Origin of the sequence: Skermania sp. ID1734 (genome assembly GCF_007489285.1) — a bacterium.
Classification (GTDB): Bacteria; Actinomycetota; Actinomycetes; order Mycobacteriales; family Mycobacteriaceae; genus ID1734.
Genome location: NZ_VLIY01000035.1, coordinates 1 through 14247 on the forward strand (window position 1 = coordinate 1; position 14247 = coordinate 14247).

Here is a 14247-nt window from a genome sequence, read left to right on the forward strand (position 1 = left end):
GGCGCCGGCATCTTCGGCCACTCCGCCAACAGCACCCGAATCTGGGGCTCGTACTCATCGGCAACCGAACCGCGGCCCTGCCGCTGATACTGCGGCGGCCGATCCGACGCCAACGCCGCCCGAACCGTGTTGCGCGAGATCCCCAACCGGCGAGCGACCTCACGAATCGGGACGTCCTCCGCCCGATGGAGCCGTCGTATCTCCGCCCAATCCTCCACAGAAATCATCCCTCCAACAGACCACCAAGTGGGTCAGTTTTCCGGGACCCCCAGAGGTCTACTTTTCAGGAATCGGCGACACCGGTAGCGCGACGACAGGCGCTTGGCCACGACACCCTCGAGGCCGTGCTCGGCGGCGAGCTCAAGCATCACCTGGCCGTCGACGCCGTCGGCCGCCGTCCACGACGGCGGCACCTGCACCACCGGATCATCTGGCGTCACGAGTTCGTTGAGCAGTGCGCGGCGCTCGGTGTAGGGCAGGCCCGTCACGTCCCGGCCGTCACTGGCGAGGATATCGAACACGAAGTACCGCGCTGGCACCATGCGCACGAGAGCCGCACCGGCCCGCTGGGCGTGCATCCGGCGCTGCAGCAGCCCGAACGAGGGCCGCCCGGACTCGTCCAGGGCGACGACCTCGCCGTCGAGGATGGCCTCGCGGCCTTCCAGTACCCGGCGTATGCCGGCGACGAGGTCGGGGTAGGTGCGGGTGATGGTGGTGCCGTTGCGGCTCGACAGCCGCACACCGCGACCGTCCACGGTCGCCATGCCGCGTCTAGTTGACTGAACTTCGGCGAGCCTGCCGCAACGAGCGCGGATGGGCGGCCGACGATGGTGGGGTGGTCATGCGGGGTCGGGTGGGGTCGGCGCCGTCGAGTCCTGTGTGGCGGGTGTTTCACCCGGATGGCGAGCACAGTGCGGCCACGTCGTATCTGCGTGAGCTCTCGGCGTCGGATTGCAGTCCGTTGACACTTCGGAGCTACGCATTCGATCTACTGCGGTGGTTCCGGTTCATCGACGGTCGGCACCTCGAGTGGCAGCGTGCCGAACGTGTCGACGTCCGGGCGTTCATCGAGCACCTCCGGTCGGCACCGGTTGTGCACGGTGGGCGGCGTTCGGCAGGGCTTTCGTTAGAGGAAAGGGCGTCGGCGCATCCTGGCGAGGGCGAACGCCCTCCGCGGTATGCCGCACGCACCATCAACCATCAGCTGTCGGTGCTGTTCGGGTTCTACGAGTACGCGTGTGCGGCCGATCTCGGCCCGCTGGTCAATCCTGTTCCAGCGCAACGCTCACGAACCGGCGGGCGGCTTCATGACCATCACAACCCAATGGAGAGCTTCACCCTTCACCACCGCGCCACCTACCGTCAAAAAACACCGCGCCCAACGTGGCGCGGTATCCCCGACGACGCTGCCGAGGCCCTGTTTGCGGCGCTGCCCAGCAATCGTGACCGGGCGCTGGTGAGCTTCTACCTGTCGTCGGGCGTGCGGGCCAGTGAACTGCTCGGTCTGCGGCACGGTGATCTCGACGCCGGCCGCTGCACGATCACCGTCACCTCGAAAGGAACACGAGCCCGGGATACCGTTCCCGCCGCGGTCGACTCATTTGTGTGGCTCGCGCTCTACATGGCCGAACAGCCGCCGATCACCCCTGGCGGACCGGTGTGGTGGACCAGGCGCCCGCAACCCACCCCGCTGACCTACCACGCGATGCGGGCAGTGCTGCGGAGAGCGAACGCCCGCCTTGGGACAAACTGGTCACTGCACGACTTTCGTCATACCGCAGCACACCGGCTGCTCGCTGACCCCACGTTCACCCTGGTCGACGTGCAAACCATCCTGCGTCACGCCAGTATCACCACCACGCAGATCTACACCCAGCCGCGGTTAGAGGACCTGGTCGAGAAGATGCTCGAGCACTTCGCCCGACCATCCGAGCCGGTGCCGACAATCGAGCCCAACTACCAGGCCGAATCGGTCCGCGAACTCCTGGGATTGCCACCGACGTGACCACTCGTCCCTCTCGTGAACAGGCCAACGCGACTCGCCGGGCTGCAGGACCATCAATCCGGCTGCTGTCGAGGCCCGGATCCCCGCATCTTGTCCCCGTTGCACCTGACGACCGGTTCGGGCCCGGGGGACGGGCTCGGCAGCTGTCCGGGTACGACGCAAACCACCCAGCCCCGGAACTGCCGTCAGGTGCGCCAGGCGCTGGGCGTCAGCGATCGTCTGTCGACGAGCTGTGCCAGGTCATCGACGACATGCATCCTCACGTGAGCCGCAACCAGCTCCGAGACACCCTCCGCGGCGCACGAGCACTGCTGGCGCTGCTGGGCGACTTCGCCGGTGACACGTGGGAACAACGCTGGCTCTCAGCCGGTTTCGACGCCGCACCCCGCACATGGGCGCATTACCCGGGGCTGGTGAGCTACGACAAGCAAGCACCGTCGCAGACCGCGATGACCTGGCTCATCGAGGCGCGAGTGTTCCGACCGTCCTACAGCTGGATGCTGGCCTCGGCGAAGAAGTTCCCCACCGACGGCTTCTTGACCGAGAACGGTGGTCCTGATTTGGACGCGATGCGCTCCTTGCGGGCGTATTCGGAGGTGCTCCCACGGCTGCAACGCGACGCCGAGGCCGGTCTCGCACGCGTCATGGTCCGGACAGGAAAACGGATCGCGCAGATCAACGGTGACGATCTCCTGTACTACGCCGACGTCGTCAAGACCTCCGGACGCCAGCGCCGCGAACACCTGCTGTGGGAACTGCTCGTGCAGTTGGGTCCACTCGCCGGCGAAGCCGCAACACTGAGGGCTGCGTGGTCGGCTCGAGGAAACTCCCGCCAGCACTCCACGGCGACACTCGTTGACCGGTACGGAATCCCCTCATCGGGGGTCCGCGATCTGCTCGTCGACTACCTCGACGAGATTCGCCCCGGAATGGACTACTCCTCATTGGAGGGTGTCGCGTACCGACTGGCCCGATTGTTCTGGTGGGAACTCACCCAACTGAACCCCGAGCAGTCCGACCTGCGCCTGGACCCCCAGCTGGTCACCGCATGGCGGGAACGGTTGGCCCTCACGACCGATGGCCGCCCACGCCGCGACGTGCACTCGGTTCTGTTCACCGTTCGTGGCCTGTATCGCGATCTCGCGGAGTGGTCCCACGACGACCCGGCACGGTGGGGCGTGTGGGTGGCACCCTGTCCGGTTTCGCGGACATTGAGTCGGGAAGCGGCGAAAGCCAAGCGGCGTAAACGAGCCGACATGCACAGTCGAACCCGTGGTGAAGTTGCTGTGGCTGGCGATCTGCAACATCGAGGACAAACGGGCCCGTGACCGGGAAAAGGAACGCGGCCTGGGTCGCGGAGCCAAACGCGTCGCCGCCGGACGCCTCGTCGAAGGACAGATCACCACCAACTGGAAACAGGCCCTCGCTCAACTCGCCCTGGCCTACCCCGAACGAATCAACCCCTACCTCTAACCCACACGAGCACAACTACTTACACAAAAATCTTGACAGGCCCCGCATCGGGCGCCAGAGGGGTCCGATCGCGACAGCGAGGGCGACAACCTCGACTGAGACCTGTAACTGACCGAAGCGCCCGATCCCGCGAGCCGCAATCTCGAAGCGTCGTCAACCGCAGGATCGCTGTTGTTACCCATGTCGCTGTTCCCTTGCATGGTTACTCGCCAAATCATTCGCATACGCAGCCCACAGAACACTGCTGCGACATGCACAGGTTTGCCGAGCACCGTTGGCCACCGAATGTCGCCTGGACTGGACCGTCGGGCCGGAGCTGGGCCCACTCCGCTGCTACTACTATACGAGATAGTAGCAGAAGCGATTGGGTCTCCTGCTGTCGGAGTGGGGGCCGGACTCGCCGCTTCCGTGGTCCGGTCTCGGCTTCTCGACACCGTGTTGCGGATGCTCTCATTAGTAGGTCTTGCCGCCCCAGGTGCACTGGTCGGTCTCGTCCTGATACTGACCGTCGCGCTCAACGGCGGGATGCTGCCTGCTGGCGGCTGGTCGGACAGCTTTCCCGACAACATTCGCTTTCTTATCCTGCCGAGTGTCACGGTGTCGGTCTGGCTGGCCCCGATCATCTTTCGGGCGGTCCGTGAGCGGGCGTCGGCGGTGCTGGGAGAGCCATTCGTCGAAGCGGCCGTGGTCCGCGGCCACCCCAAGATCCAGATTGTCGTCCGGCACGTCGTCCCGAACTGCGTTGGACCGGTGTTGACGGTGATCGCGGCAAGTTTGAGCTACCTGATCAGCGGAGCCGTCATCGTCGAGATCATCTTCGGTCTGCCCGGCATCGGCCGTGCGCTGACCACGGCAGTCGGGTCATCGGATTTCCCCGTGATCCAAGGAATAGTACTGGCCACCGGTGCGGCTGTCGTGATCATCAATCTTGGTGCCGAGATCGTCAGCCGCGCAATCGATCCACGGACCGGTGCGCTATGACCGCTACCGAAACAGACGCACCCGAACTGACCTCGGTGCGGCGTCGTCACATTCAGTTCCCGCGGCTGGGCGAGGGCATGATTGGATCCGTCATCCTGGGCGGATTGGCTCTCGCGTTCACAATCATCCCGATGGTGAGCACCACGTCGTCATCGGACATCGACGCCGACCCGCTTTCCCCGCCGAGCAGACAGTATCTCTTCGGTACAGATCAATTGGGTCGTGACCTGTTCGTTCGCACTTTCGAGGCCGGCCGGATCGACCTCGGCCTTGTGGTCGTGAGCATCGCCGTGGCAATGATCGGGGGATCGATCATCGGACTCATTGGCGCCTATCTACCGACCCCTGGACGACTGGTCGTCACAAGAATGACCGACGCGGCAATGGCCTTTCCGTACATCGTCCTGGTGATCGGACTCGCCGCGGCACTTGGAACGAAGCAACTGCTGCCCGGTCTACCGCGCGGCGCAGCCGGAATCGGCATAGCGATCGTGATTGCCTGCTGGCCGCCGTATGCCAGACTCACGATGACGCGTGCACTGGTGCTCCGGAGTCGCGAATCCATCATTGCCGCAAAGGTGCTGGGCTATAGCCCTGCACGAATCATCTTCCGTCACATCGGCCCGGCTCTGGTCTCGATGAACCTGTCGTACGCCGCGACGCAGGCGGTTGCGACCACGGCCCTGGTGGGGTCATTGGCGTTCCTCGGTGTGGGCATCGCACCCCCGACCCCCGAACTCGGCCAGATGATGGCAGACAGTGTTGCCCTCCTCCCGGTCGCGTGGTGGGCCTCGATCATTCCGGGCGCCGCGGTGCTCCTGATCGGGCTCGGATTCGCCCTCGTGGCCGACGCCACCGGAGAAAGGACCCACCGATGACGCCACTGCTCGAGATCGACGGGCTCGATGTGTCGATCGCAAGTCGACAGATCCTCTTCGGTGTCTCTTTGCACCTCGCGAAGGGAGAATCGCTCGGAATCATCGGTGAAACCGGAGCAGGAAAGACCATGGCCTTACGTGCCATCACCGGGCTCTTGCCGTCGGTGGGCGGCCGTGTCGACGCCGGCGCGATCAGGGTGAAAGGACTCGACGTCACGGGTCAACGCATGAGACGTCGGCAGCGTGGAGTTGTGTCAATGGTCCCACAGGCCGGGATGTCGAGCCTCGACCCGTTGCAACGGATCAGCAGTCAGCTGCGGGAGGCGCTACAACTGGCCAGTCCCACCCCGGTGGCCGACGACGACGTCGTCGCCTCGCTGACAGCCGTCGGCCTTGACCCGACCCCACGGTTGCTGAGAGCACGTCCCCATGAACTGTCGGGAGGGATGCGTCAACGCGTCCTGATCGCGCTGGCGCTGGCCACCGGCCCTGAGATTCTGCTCGCGGATGAGCCGACGACCGCACTCGATGCCTCGGTCCGTGCGGGTGTCTTGGATCTGTTCACCGCACTGCGGACCACCAAACAGCTCGGCATCGTCATCATCTCCCACGACATCAACGCGATTGCTCGCTCCACCGACAGGGTGGCAGTCATGAATGCGGGTCGGATCGTCGAGTCCGGTCCGACGTCCGACATCCTCGCGCGCCCCCGTCATCACTACACCCAGACGCTCGTCAGCGCGATGCCAGAGAGAACGCCACTCGGTAGATACCTACCGGTTCGACGAAAGGCGGAAGGAACCCCCTCGAGCGGGTGGATACCCGAGCGTGCTCGACCGGTCGGGGTGGCGACCACCATCGAGGTACGCCAGCTGAACTTCGGCTACGGACAGGAAACCGTGCTGCACGACATCTCGCTCCGTATAAGTGCGGGAGAACGCGTGGGGATCGTGGGAGAGTCGGGCAGCGGAAAATCCACGCTGGCAAAGCTCATCGCCGGTGTCCTTCCCTCCCCAGAGGTTCTTGTGGACGGCCGCACATGGCACCACTCAGCCGCCGGCTCGGCGAAGCGCAGGACTGTCCAGATGGTGATGCAGGACCCGTTCACCTCTCTCACGGCCTCGCAGACCGCCCTGTCTGCGGTGACCGAGGCCTGTCGAGTCACGCAAGGCCTCGCGAGGCGACCCGCGCGCGAAGAAGCGCTCAGACTGCTCGAGTCGGTGGGCCTGACGGGCGAGCTTGTGCACCGGCGGCCGTCCGGGCTGAGCGGAGGACAAAATCAGCGGGTGTCGATCGCACGTGCCCTTTCAGCGAACCCGTCCATCTTGGTTGCGGACGAACCCACTTCGGCGCTCGACCTCTCCGTGCAGGCTGACATCGTGAACCTGCTTCTAGAACTGGCAACACAGCGCCCGCTCGGCTTGGTGACGGTGTCTCATGATCTTGCCGTCGTCGCCCACCTGTCGGATTCGGTCGTGGTGATGCGACGAGGTCGAATAGTCGAAACCGGGCCGACGGCTGAGGTGCTGGCCACGCCCCAGCACCCGTACACCATGCAGTTGGTCGCGGCCGCACTTGCTTCCCCTCCTCAGGGACAGGAACGGGTGGTAACCGAGCCTACCGAGGCGACGATCAGCATTTGATCGCCGGGAACCCCATCCACGCTGAGCCGCGGCACTGCTGCGATGCGAACCGGTGATTGAATAGGCCCCATGTCCTCTGAGCTGCAGTCCGCGTCGCCTTCACCGGACAGCAGGATGCTCCTCGAGCGAGTGCGTGCCCTCGTCCCCTCGATGTCGCCTGCTCACGCGGCAGTGGCGGGTGTGGTGCTCGCCAATCCGCGCGGTGTGGTTCGTATGACCGTGAGTGATCTAGCCGCCGTATCCCGGAGTTCAGTCGGTAGCGTCGTTCGATTTTGTAAAGATCTGGGATACAGAGGCTTTCATGACTTCAAGCTCCAGCTCGCCACGGAGGCTTCGCCGGCAGCGTCCGCGGCCAAGGGCGGAGCCGACGAGGCAGTGGACTCAGTCGTCGAGACCGTCTTCAGGTCGACAGCGAGAGCCATCGAAGCTGCGGCAGCGACGGTCGACGGCGATCAATTCGATCAGGCAGCAGTCGCGCTCGATCGCGCCGAACGAATCCTGGTCGTGTCGACCGGGCCGTCTGTCCCGTTGGCCATCGACACCGTATTGCGCTTTCGCGGTGCTGGACTGACGATCGAAAGGTCTGGTGACCCCGTCTCTCAGCACGTCTGCGCATCCATGCTCACCGATCGCGATGTGTGCTTGGCGATAAGCCACACCGGGCGGACTCGACAGACCGTAGGCGCTGCGCAGGCTGCACGCGACAACGGCGCAGCGGTGGTGGTCGTCACCAGTTTCTTGCGGTCGCCGCTGACCGCGACCGCGTCAGTGGCGTTGGTCGCGGTCAGCGGCGACGCGATTTCAGATGGAGGCCATGATGAGCCGCTTCATCCACCTCGCAGTGCTCGATGCGCTCTATTCGGCGGTCACGACGATGAACACCGAGCGAACCCTGCGGGGTGCCGCGCTGACAGCACGAGCGGAGGAAATCCACCGGCTGTGACCTCAGTTCCCGGCACGCCCCGACCCGCGGTGCGCGCTTCGGGGTGCGCCGCTGCTCTACCCCATCAACCGCGCGGTGGGTTCGTCGAGTCGGCGGAGCTCGAGCTCGGACAGGACGCCATAGTGATCACTGGCCGTGGGGTACTCGTCGAATACGACCCGGCTGTCGGTGATGGTGCTCTCGACGAGCAGATGGTTCTCTGTGGAGCCGGCGAAGACGTAGTCGATTCTGCGATGGTGAGGTTCCTGCACGAACCTGTTGGGGACGATCCCCTGACCGTCGACGACGCTTCGTGCCACCCAGGGGCTGTCCGTCGTCCACGTGTATCCGGGACCGCCGCCTCCCGCGATCGCCCAGGAGTCGCGGAATGCGACGCTGCGCCCACCGATCGCAGACTTGCCGGTATAGAAGCGGATGCAATCCTGATCGGGTGCGGCGTCGAAGTCTCCAGCAAGAACGGTCGGAGCGGTCCGGCGTTGAGCTGCCTCGAGTTCCGCGATGAACAGCGCTTGCTCGACTCGGGCGGCCTCGTCAGAGAACTTCCAACTCGGTCGTGCTCCGAGAAACAACATGTCGACTCCGATCGGAAGTGGGACCACGACCTCCCATACGTGGGTCCCCTCCGTGGCAGGTAGGGGATGTACTGAGGTGCTGGTGGGTGCCCACCGCACCCCCACTGCAGTTCCCCATGCCGGCCAATCCACATCCAGGTGGTCGGACACATGCTGCCAGTGCAGCGGAGAATCCGCCGCAACGGTGCCGAACACGTCTCGCTCAGGGGTCCGGAGGACTTCCTGGAGGAAGACGATGTCAGGATCGTGCTGTCTCAGCCCGGCCAGCAACAATGCATTCCGCTTGTCTCGATCCCTCGGGTCCATCCAGACGTTCAGGGTCAGGATGCGGAGGCTCATCGTTCTCATCGTTGTGGTCATGTCGCGACTGTAGATGCTGTGGGTGAACATAATTCCGCGCGAAGATGAACTATGAAACCTCGGTCAATCGGCGACGTCGTCGGGACCGCGGGCGCGGTGCGTGCCGAGGTCGATGTCGAGCTCCACCTGGTCGGCCCGGAATCGCGTGCTGGTGAATTGCAGCAATCTGCCGTCGAGCAAGGCGTCGACGGCACGAACGACCAGCACGATCGCGCCGGGAGTCAGGTTCAGGTGGGAAGCCTCCTCGGCGGTTGCGGTTCGCGCCGACACAACACTCCAGGTTCGAACATAGTCGTCGATCCCAAGGGCACGAAGGGATTTGGTGATCGAACGCGTCTGCCTGAGGTGCACGTCGAGGTCGGGGGTGAGAGCCAGGTCGAACCAATGAGTTGCACGCGCGATCGTCGTGCCGCGAACGTCTGCAATCGTCTCCATCTGCAAGGCCGGCCGTTCCCCCAGTTCGAGGTGGGTGACGACATCTCGGGGCGGTTGCGCGACTACCTGAGCCGAGATCGGCCGAATGGCGGAACCGTCGTCAGGGCCGGCGCTGTTGCTCAGCCGGGTCCGAACCCCGATCCGGTGGACCAGCAGTTTGTGCGGAACCACGAAGGTGCCGCGGCCGCGCTTGGTCTCGACCACGCCGTCTTCGGCAAGCGACGCGATCGATTGGCGCACCGTGTTCCTGTTGACGGAGAAATTTTTTGCCAGCTCGCCCTCGCTGGGAAGTTTGGATCCGGGTGCGCGTCTGCCATCGGCGATTTCGCTCCGCAACTGGTCGGCGATGAGCCGCCAGGTCGTGTAGCCGCTGGCTGAGCGAGTTGGAGGTCTCATCGTTGTCGCAGGCTACCGCGTCAGGGTTCCCGCGACCCCGCGCACGCGATGTTCGCCGTCTGTACACCTTTCGTTGCGGTGGTCGGCGTGGCCTGGCGGGTATCGTTTCACTTGTCTAGAAGTACATACAACTGAGAGGTTGTCAGGTGATGGACGCGTCGAGCGCGTCGCGGAGAGAATGGTTACGGGTGCTCGCCATGGCGGACCCGTCGCGGCTGTCCGCTGAGTGGGACCGCTGGCTCCTCAAGCCCGAGGTCGAGGCCGTCCGGGGCCCGGAAACAGGACTCGTCATGGTGCGGGGGCGGATCGGTGCAGGGGGGGACCGCTTCAACATGGGCGAGGCGACAGTCAGCCGCGCAACTCTGCGCCTACGCCATCCCGCCCTCGCGGCGGAACTGGTTGGAGAGGCACACGTGCTGGGTTCTGATACCCGGCACGCCTGGTTGGCGGCGGTGTTCGACGGTCTGCTCTCGGATGACGGTCAGCGGGCGGATGTCCTGCGCACTGTCGTTGAACCGCTTCGCGCCGAACAGGAACAGCGCGATGCACGCCGGCGCGGCGAGGCCAGCGGCACCAGGGTGGACTTCTTCACCATGGCGCGGGAGACCTCGTGAGTCGGCCGACGAGGCCGAACCCGGTGGCGGGGTTCGGGGAACCCGTCTCGGACTCTCAGTCGGTCTTTCGAGCACTGCTCGATGCCTTCGCGCATCCGGGACAGCCGCGAGCGGTGCGGGGCCCGCAGACCACCCCGGCGGCTCTCGGACCCGTCTTGTCAGCAGTAGCACTGACCCTCTTCGACCAGGACGTGTCCGTTTGGATGCACCGCGGTCTCGCCGACGATCCGGACACTGCTGAATATCTCGCATTCCACACAGGCGCTCTTGCCGTCGCTACTTGCGCGCTGGCGGACTTCGTCGTCGCGACGCCGGAATCGATGCCCGACCTCGACGACCTCGCGTCAGGCAGCGATGAGAGCCCACACCGGTCGGCGACGGTTGTGCTCGACGTGCGCGATTCGGTCGACCACGAACTCCACGTTGCCGCCACCGGACCCGGTATCGACGGGACCGTTCTCCGGTCCATCTCGTGGATGTCTGAAGACTTCCTCGCGCAGTGGGTGCAGAACACGAAACTCTTCCCCCGCGGCGTGGACGTCGTGGCTGCGGACAAGTCGACGGTCGTCGTGTTCCCACGGACCACTCGTCTACGAGCGGTTCGCACTCGACGGATGGGGAATTGAATCATGTATGTCGCAGTCAAAGGCGGGCAGAAGGCAATCGCACACGCGCACGCCCTTCTTGCGAAGGAGGGGCGCGGTGCCCTGTCGGTGGACCGACTCTCGGTCGACGCTGTAGCGGGCCAGCTGCCGGTCTTGGTGTCTCGAGTCATGACCGAGGGATCGCTGTATGACCCCGATCTTGCAGCGCGTGCCATCCGGCAGTCGCAGGGCGATGTCATCGAGGCCATCACGCTCCTCCGCTCCTACCGCACGACCCTTCCTCGACTGGGATACACCCGGCCGATCGACACCGCGCGCCTGACGCCACAACGGCGAGTCTCCGCGACATTCAAGGACATTCCCGGTGGACAACAACTGGGGGCGACGTTTGACTACACCCATCGCCTGTTCGACGACCCCTCCGATGTCCTCGGCGACAACCTCGCTGAGAATCCGCAGTCCATGCCGCGGGTGACGGATCTGCTTGGTGCGGACGCCTTGCTGGAACCAGATCACCCCGAGGTCTGGGACGACCCCGAACCGGGCGACCTCACCACCGAACCCGGCTTGTTCCCGATGTCTCGAGCAGGACGTCTGCAGGCGCTCGCGCGCGGTGACGAGGGATTTCTTCTGGCCATGGGCTATTCGACTCAGCGTGGGTTCGGCAACAGCCACCCCTTCGCCGGCGAGATCCGCGTCGGTGAGGTCGAGATCGAGATCGACGTTCCAGGCGTAGAGCACCCGGTTCCGGTGGGGCGGATCGAGGTGACAGAGTGCCAGATGATCAACCAATTCGTCGGAGCCCCTGGCGCTCCGCCGCAATTCACCCGAGGCTACGGCCTCGTATTCGGTCGCGGGGAGCGCAAGGCAATGTCCATGGCGCTCGTCGATCGGGCCCTGCGGGCGGAAGAGTTCGACGAACGCGTGGTCGCGCCCGCCCAGGACGAGGAGTTCGTCGTCAGTCACGCCGACAGCGTGCAAGCGGCGGGGTTCGTGGAGCATCTCAAGTTGCCGCACTACGTCGACTTTCAAGCTGAATCGAGTTTGCTCCGTCGCCTCAGAAGCGATCCGTCGAACTCGAAAAATTCTGTCGGGGGAGCAGAGTGAACGGCCATCGACCGGAATACAACTACGCTTACCTCGACGAGCAGACGAAGCGGATGATCCGGAGGGCGCTGCTCAAAGCAGTTGCCATACCTGGCTTTCAAGTTCCTTTTGCCTCACGGGAAGTGCCGTTGCCCCGGGGATGGGGAACGGGCGGTATTCAGGTCACAGCGGCAATCATCGGACCGTCCGATGTGCTCAAGGTCATCGATCAGGGCGCAGACGATACGACCAACGCAGTTTCGATCAGATCGTTCTTCCACCGCGTTGCGGACGTCGAGACAACCACGGACACTGAGGCCGCGACAATCATCCAGACGCGGCACCGCATACCAGAAACGCCGCTGAAGCACGGCCAGATCATGGTGTATCAGGTCCCCATCCCCGAGCCACTCCGCTTTCTCGAGCCGCGCGAGACCGAGACCCGCCAGATGCACGCGCTCAACGAGTACGGCCTGATGTACGTGAAACTGTACGAGGACATCGCGAAATATGGACGGATCGCGAAGTCGTACGACTATCCCGTGTTGGTCAACGGCCGCTATCTGGTGGCGCCCTCACCCACACCCAGTTTCGACAACCCGAAACTGCACCAAAGTGCTGCACTGCACCTGTATGGCGCCGGGAGAGAAAAGCGCATCTACGCCATCCCGCCGCACACTGACGTCGAGAGTCTCGACTTCGACGATTACCCCTTCCAGCCCCAGCGGTTCGACAGCCCCTGCGCCCTGTGCGGCGCGACCGACAGCTACCTGGACCAGATCGTCGTCGACGACAACGGAGGCAAATTGTACGCATGTTCGGACACTGATCACTGCCGCCGCAACCACCGGCTCGAGCACCCCGACGAGGACGAGGCGTGACCACAGATCGCCCACTCCTCAGGGCCAGGGGACTCAGTCACCGTTTCGGAAACCGGTGGGGGTGCCGCGGCGTGGACATCGACGTTTGGCCTGGAGAGGTTGTAGCCGTTGTCGGCGAGTCCGGGTCGGGGAAATCGACGCTTCTCAATGCGCTCTCCCGTCGCGTGAGAGGTGGCGGCGGAGATGTCGAATACCAACTCGTCTCGGGTCAGGTCATCGACCTGCCCACCATGCCGGAGGGCGAACTCAGGCGTCTGTGGCGGAGCGAATGGGGCTTCGTCCACCAGAACGCCGCAGATGGCCTGCGTATGCACGTCACCGCGGGCGGCAATGTGGGGGAGCCGTTGATGGCCAATGGATGGCGAAACTATGGACAGATTCGGGACGTGTCGACTCAGTGGCTGGAGCGGGTCGAGATCCCGGCGGATCGCATAGACGATGTGCCGACGGCCTTCTCTGGGGGAATGCGGCAGCGACTTCAGATCGCCCGCAATCTCGTGGTCTCGCCGAGGATCGTGTTCATGGACGAGCCGACCAGCGGCCTCGACGTCTCCGTGCAGGCTCGGCTGCTCGACCTCATTCGCTCCCTCGTCAGCGAACTCGGCCTTGCGGTCATCGTCGTCACTCATGATCTTGCGGTGGCACGCCTCATCTCCCACCGCACCGTGGTCATGCGTCACGGTGAGGTGATCGAATCCGGCCTGACCGACCGCGTACTCGACGACCCGGGCGCGCCCTACACGCAGCTCTTGGTCTCCTCGGTGCTGAGGGGTTGACATGTACGGCTCCACGAAAATCCTGAACGTCACCGGCGTCGACAAGACATTCACCATGCACTTGCAGGACGGTCACTCCATCCCGGTCGTGAAGGGTCTGACCTTAGAGGTGCACAGCGGCGAATGCGTGGTTCTGGACGGGGCGTCCGGCACCGGAAAGAGCTCGATCCTCAAGATGGTGTTCGGCAACTATGCGGTGCAGCGCGGACAGATCATCCTTTCCGCTGCAGGAGAGGAGGTCGACATCGCGGCCGCAAATCCCCGCGACATCTTGGCCGCCCGTCGCGACACCATGGGTTACGCCTCTGAGGAACAACGGAACGAAAAGTCACGGTAGACCGAGTTCGTAGGTTCACGATGCGAGTGACCTGTGCGCCTAGGCCGTGTGAGCACGTCATGGATGGATTGGGCAGATGAGCTCTGGGGACACGGCCCAGCCATTGTCAGTGAGCCAGCACGCGACCGTATCCGGTATGCCGCCGCCTGGGTCGGCGTAGACGCCGGCAACCAACGGGCCGTTGCCGCAGCGTCCGCACATCACGGTCAAGACCTGCTCGTGAGGCTGGCAGCGCGCGCAGTGCTGCTCTTCGTGAAGAAGT

General features: G+C 64.4%; 17 protein-coding genes and 2 pseudogenes. 15 read left to right on the forward strand and 4 right to left on the reverse strand.

Annotation, left to right across the window (positions count from 1 at the left end; translation table 11 throughout):
- Together FOS14_RS24140 and FOS14_RS24145 are read right to left on the reverse strand one after the other, a co-directional pair.
- On the reverse strand, window positions 1–227 hold a 227-nt coding region (locus tag FOS14_RS24140), incomplete at its 3' end, for a helix-turn-helix domain-containing protein (protein ID WP_143772464.1).
- Between the two features lie 24 nt (window positions 228–251).
- On the reverse strand, window positions 252–764 hold the full coding sequence (locus FOS14_RS24145) for a hypothetical protein (RefSeq protein WP_143773394.1): 513 nt from the start codon (window positions 762–764) through the stop codon (window positions 252–254).
- 77 nt (window positions 765–841) lie between these two features.
- On the opposite strand from FOS14_RS24145, the gene FOS14_RS24150 reads away from it, so the two are divergent.
- The 8 genes and pseudogenes from FOS14_RS24150 to FOS14_RS25375 all read left to right on the forward strand — a co-directional run bounded on the left by FOS14_RS24150 (window position 842) and on the right by FOS14_RS25375 (window position 7923).
- Entirely contained in the window at window positions 842–2005 is a 1164-nt protein-coding gene (locus tag FOS14_RS24150) for a tyrosine-type recombinase/integrase (RefSeq protein ID WP_255450588.1), read from the forward strand.
- A gap of 263 nt (window positions 2006–2268) precedes the next feature.
- Complete coding sequence (locus FOS14_RS24155; RefSeq protein WP_143773395.1) at window positions 2269–3333, forward strand: hypothetical protein; 1065 nt, start codon at window positions 2269–2271, stop codon at window positions 3331–3333.
- Window positions 3281–3478, forward strand: a pseudogene (locus FOS14_RS24160) (IS256 family transposase); the annotation flags it as partial. The gene FOS14_RS24155 and the pseudogene FOS14_RS24160, both read left to right, overlap by 53 nt.
- Window positions 3479–3763: 285 nt before the next feature.
- A complete protein-coding gene (locus FOS14_RS24165; RefSeq protein ID WP_255450589.1) occupies window positions 3764–4459 on the forward strand; it encodes an ABC transporter permease in 696 nt (231 codons plus the stop codon).
- Window positions 4456–5337, forward strand: coding sequence for an ABC transporter permease (locus tag FOS14_RS24170; protein ID WP_143773397.1), 882 nt, complete (start codon window positions 4456–4458; stop codon window positions 5335–5337). Before FOS14_RS24165 ends, FOS14_RS24170 begins: the two co-directional genes overlap by 4 nt.
- Window positions 5334–6980 (forward strand): ABC transporter ATP-binding protein, encoded by a 1647-nt coding sequence (locus tag FOS14_RS24175; RefSeq protein WP_143773398.1) that lies wholly within the window; start codon window positions 5334–5336, stop codon window positions 6978–6980. Before FOS14_RS24170 ends, FOS14_RS24175 begins: the two co-directional genes overlap by 4 nt.
- Before the next feature lie 114 nt (window positions 6981–7094).
- Window positions 7095–7757: pseudogene (locus FOS14_RS25590) on the forward strand (MurR/RpiR family transcriptional regulator); the annotation flags it as partial.
- A gap of 40 nt (window positions 7758–7797) precedes the next feature.
- Complete coding sequence (locus tag FOS14_RS25375; RefSeq protein WP_255450590.1) at window positions 7798–7923, forward strand: hypothetical protein; 126 nt, start codon at window positions 7798–7800, stop codon at window positions 7921–7923.
- Window positions 7924–7979: 56 nt separating this feature from the next.
- On the opposite strand, the gene FOS14_RS24185 is transcribed toward FOS14_RS25375, so the two are convergent.
- Window positions 7980–8855: an endonuclease/exonuclease/phosphatase family protein gene (locus FOS14_RS24185; RefSeq protein ID WP_185981932.1), complete on the reverse strand. Its 876-nt coding sequence runs from the start codon at window positions 8853–8855 to the stop codon at window positions 7980–7982.
- A gap of 63 nt (window positions 8856–8918) precedes the next feature.
- Window positions 8919–9686 (reverse strand): phosphonate metabolism transcriptional regulator PhnF, encoded by a 768-nt coding sequence (gene phnF / locus FOS14_RS24190; protein ID WP_121209518.1) that lies wholly within the window; start codon window positions 9684–9686, stop codon window positions 8919–8921.
- Between the two features lie 149 nt (window positions 9687–9835).
- Between phnF and phnG the strand changes: the two genes are divergently transcribed.
- The 7 genes from phnG to FOS14_RS25040 all read left to right on the forward strand — a co-directional run.
- Window positions 9836–10300, forward strand: a complete 465-nt coding sequence (phnG, locus tag FOS14_RS24195) for a phosphonate C-P lyase system protein PhnG (protein ID WP_121209547.1) — start codon at window positions 9836–9838, stop codon at window positions 10298–10300.
- Window positions 10297–10926: a phosphonate C-P lyase system protein PhnH gene (gene phnH / locus FOS14_RS24200; protein WP_121209519.1), complete on the forward strand. Its 630-nt coding sequence runs from the start codon at window positions 10297–10299 to the stop codon at window positions 10924–10926. Before phnG ends, phnH begins: the two co-directional genes overlap by 4 nt.
- A gap of 3 nt (window positions 10927–10929) precedes the next feature.
- Window positions 10930–12012, forward strand: a complete 1083-nt coding sequence (locus FOS14_RS24205; protein WP_121209520.1) for a carbon-phosphorus lyase complex subunit PhnI — start codon at window positions 10930–10932, stop codon at window positions 12010–12012.
- The gene (locus tag FOS14_RS24210; RefSeq protein WP_255450591.1) at window positions 12009–12872 is read left to right on the forward strand and encodes an alpha-D-ribose 1-methylphosphonate 5-phosphate C-P-lyase PhnJ; all 864 of its coding nucleotides are present in this window, start codon (window positions 12009–12011) and stop codon (window positions 12870–12872) included. The genes FOS14_RS24205 and FOS14_RS24210 overlap by 4 nt, the downstream gene beginning before the upstream one ends.
- Window positions 12869–13648 (forward strand): phosphonate C-P lyase system protein PhnK, encoded by a 780-nt coding sequence (phnK, locus tag FOS14_RS24215; RefSeq protein ID WP_143773400.1) that lies wholly within the window; start codon window positions 12869–12871, stop codon window positions 13646–13648. Before FOS14_RS24210 ends, phnK begins: the two co-directional genes overlap by 4 nt.
- A 1-nt stretch (window position 13649) precedes the next feature.
- Complete coding sequence (locus tag FOS14_RS24220; protein WP_143773401.1) at window positions 13650–13985, forward strand: ATP-binding cassette domain-containing protein; 336 nt, start codon at window positions 13650–13652, stop codon at window positions 13983–13985.
- Window positions 13986–14033: 48 nt separating this feature from the next.
- The coding region (locus FOS14_RS25040; RefSeq protein WP_221936767.1) for a hypothetical protein at window positions 14034–14247 on the forward strand (214 nt) is incomplete at its 3' end.

What these genes read in the sequence shown, in the direction of transcription:
- FOS14_RS24165 (WP_255450589.1), top strand. Translation starts at nt 3,764, where the DNA reads ATGTCGCCTGGACTGGACCGTCGGGCCGGAGCTGGGCCCACTCCGCTG.
- FOS14_RS24205 (WP_121209520.1), top strand. Translation starts at nt 10,930, where the DNA reads ATGTATGTCGCAGTCAAAGGCGGGCAGAAGGCAATCGCACACGCGCAC.
- FOS14_RS24150 (WP_255450588.1), top strand. Translation starts at nt 842, where the DNA reads ATGCGGGGTCGGGTGGGGTCGGCGCCGTCGAGTCCTGTGTGGCGGGTG.
- phnF (WP_121209518.1), bottom strand. Translation starts at nt 9,686, where the DNA reads ATGAGACCTCCAACTCGCTCAGCCAGCGGCTACACGACCTGGCGGCTC.
- FOS14_RS24220 (WP_143773401.1), top strand. Translation starts at nt 13,650, where the DNA reads ATGTACGGCTCCACGAAAATCCTGAACGTCACCGGCGTCGACAAGACA.
- FOS14_RS24175 (WP_143773398.1), top strand. Translation starts at nt 5,334, where the DNA reads ATGACGCCACTGCTCGAGATCGACGGGCTCGATGTGTCGATCGCAAGT.
- FOS14_RS24145 (WP_143773394.1), bottom strand. Translation starts at nt 764, where the DNA reads ATGGCGACCGTGGACGGTCGCGGTGTGCGGCTGTCGAGCCGCAACGGC.
- phnG (WP_121209547.1), top strand. Translation starts at nt 9,836, where the DNA reads ATGGACGCGTCGAGCGCGTCGCGGAGAGAATGGTTACGGGTGCTCGCC.
- FOS14_RS24170 (WP_143773397.1), top strand. Translation starts at nt 4,456, where the DNA reads ATGACCGCTACCGAAACAGACGCACCCGAACTGACCTCGGTGCGGCGT.
- FOS14_RS24185 (WP_185981932.1), bottom strand. Translation starts at nt 8,855, where the DNA reads ATGACCACAACGATGAGAACGATGAGCCTCCGCATCCTGACCCTGAAC.
- FOS14_RS25375 (WP_255450590.1), top strand. Translation starts at nt 7,798, where the DNA reads ATGAGCCGCTTCATCCACCTCGCAGTGCTCGATGCGCTCTATTCGGCG.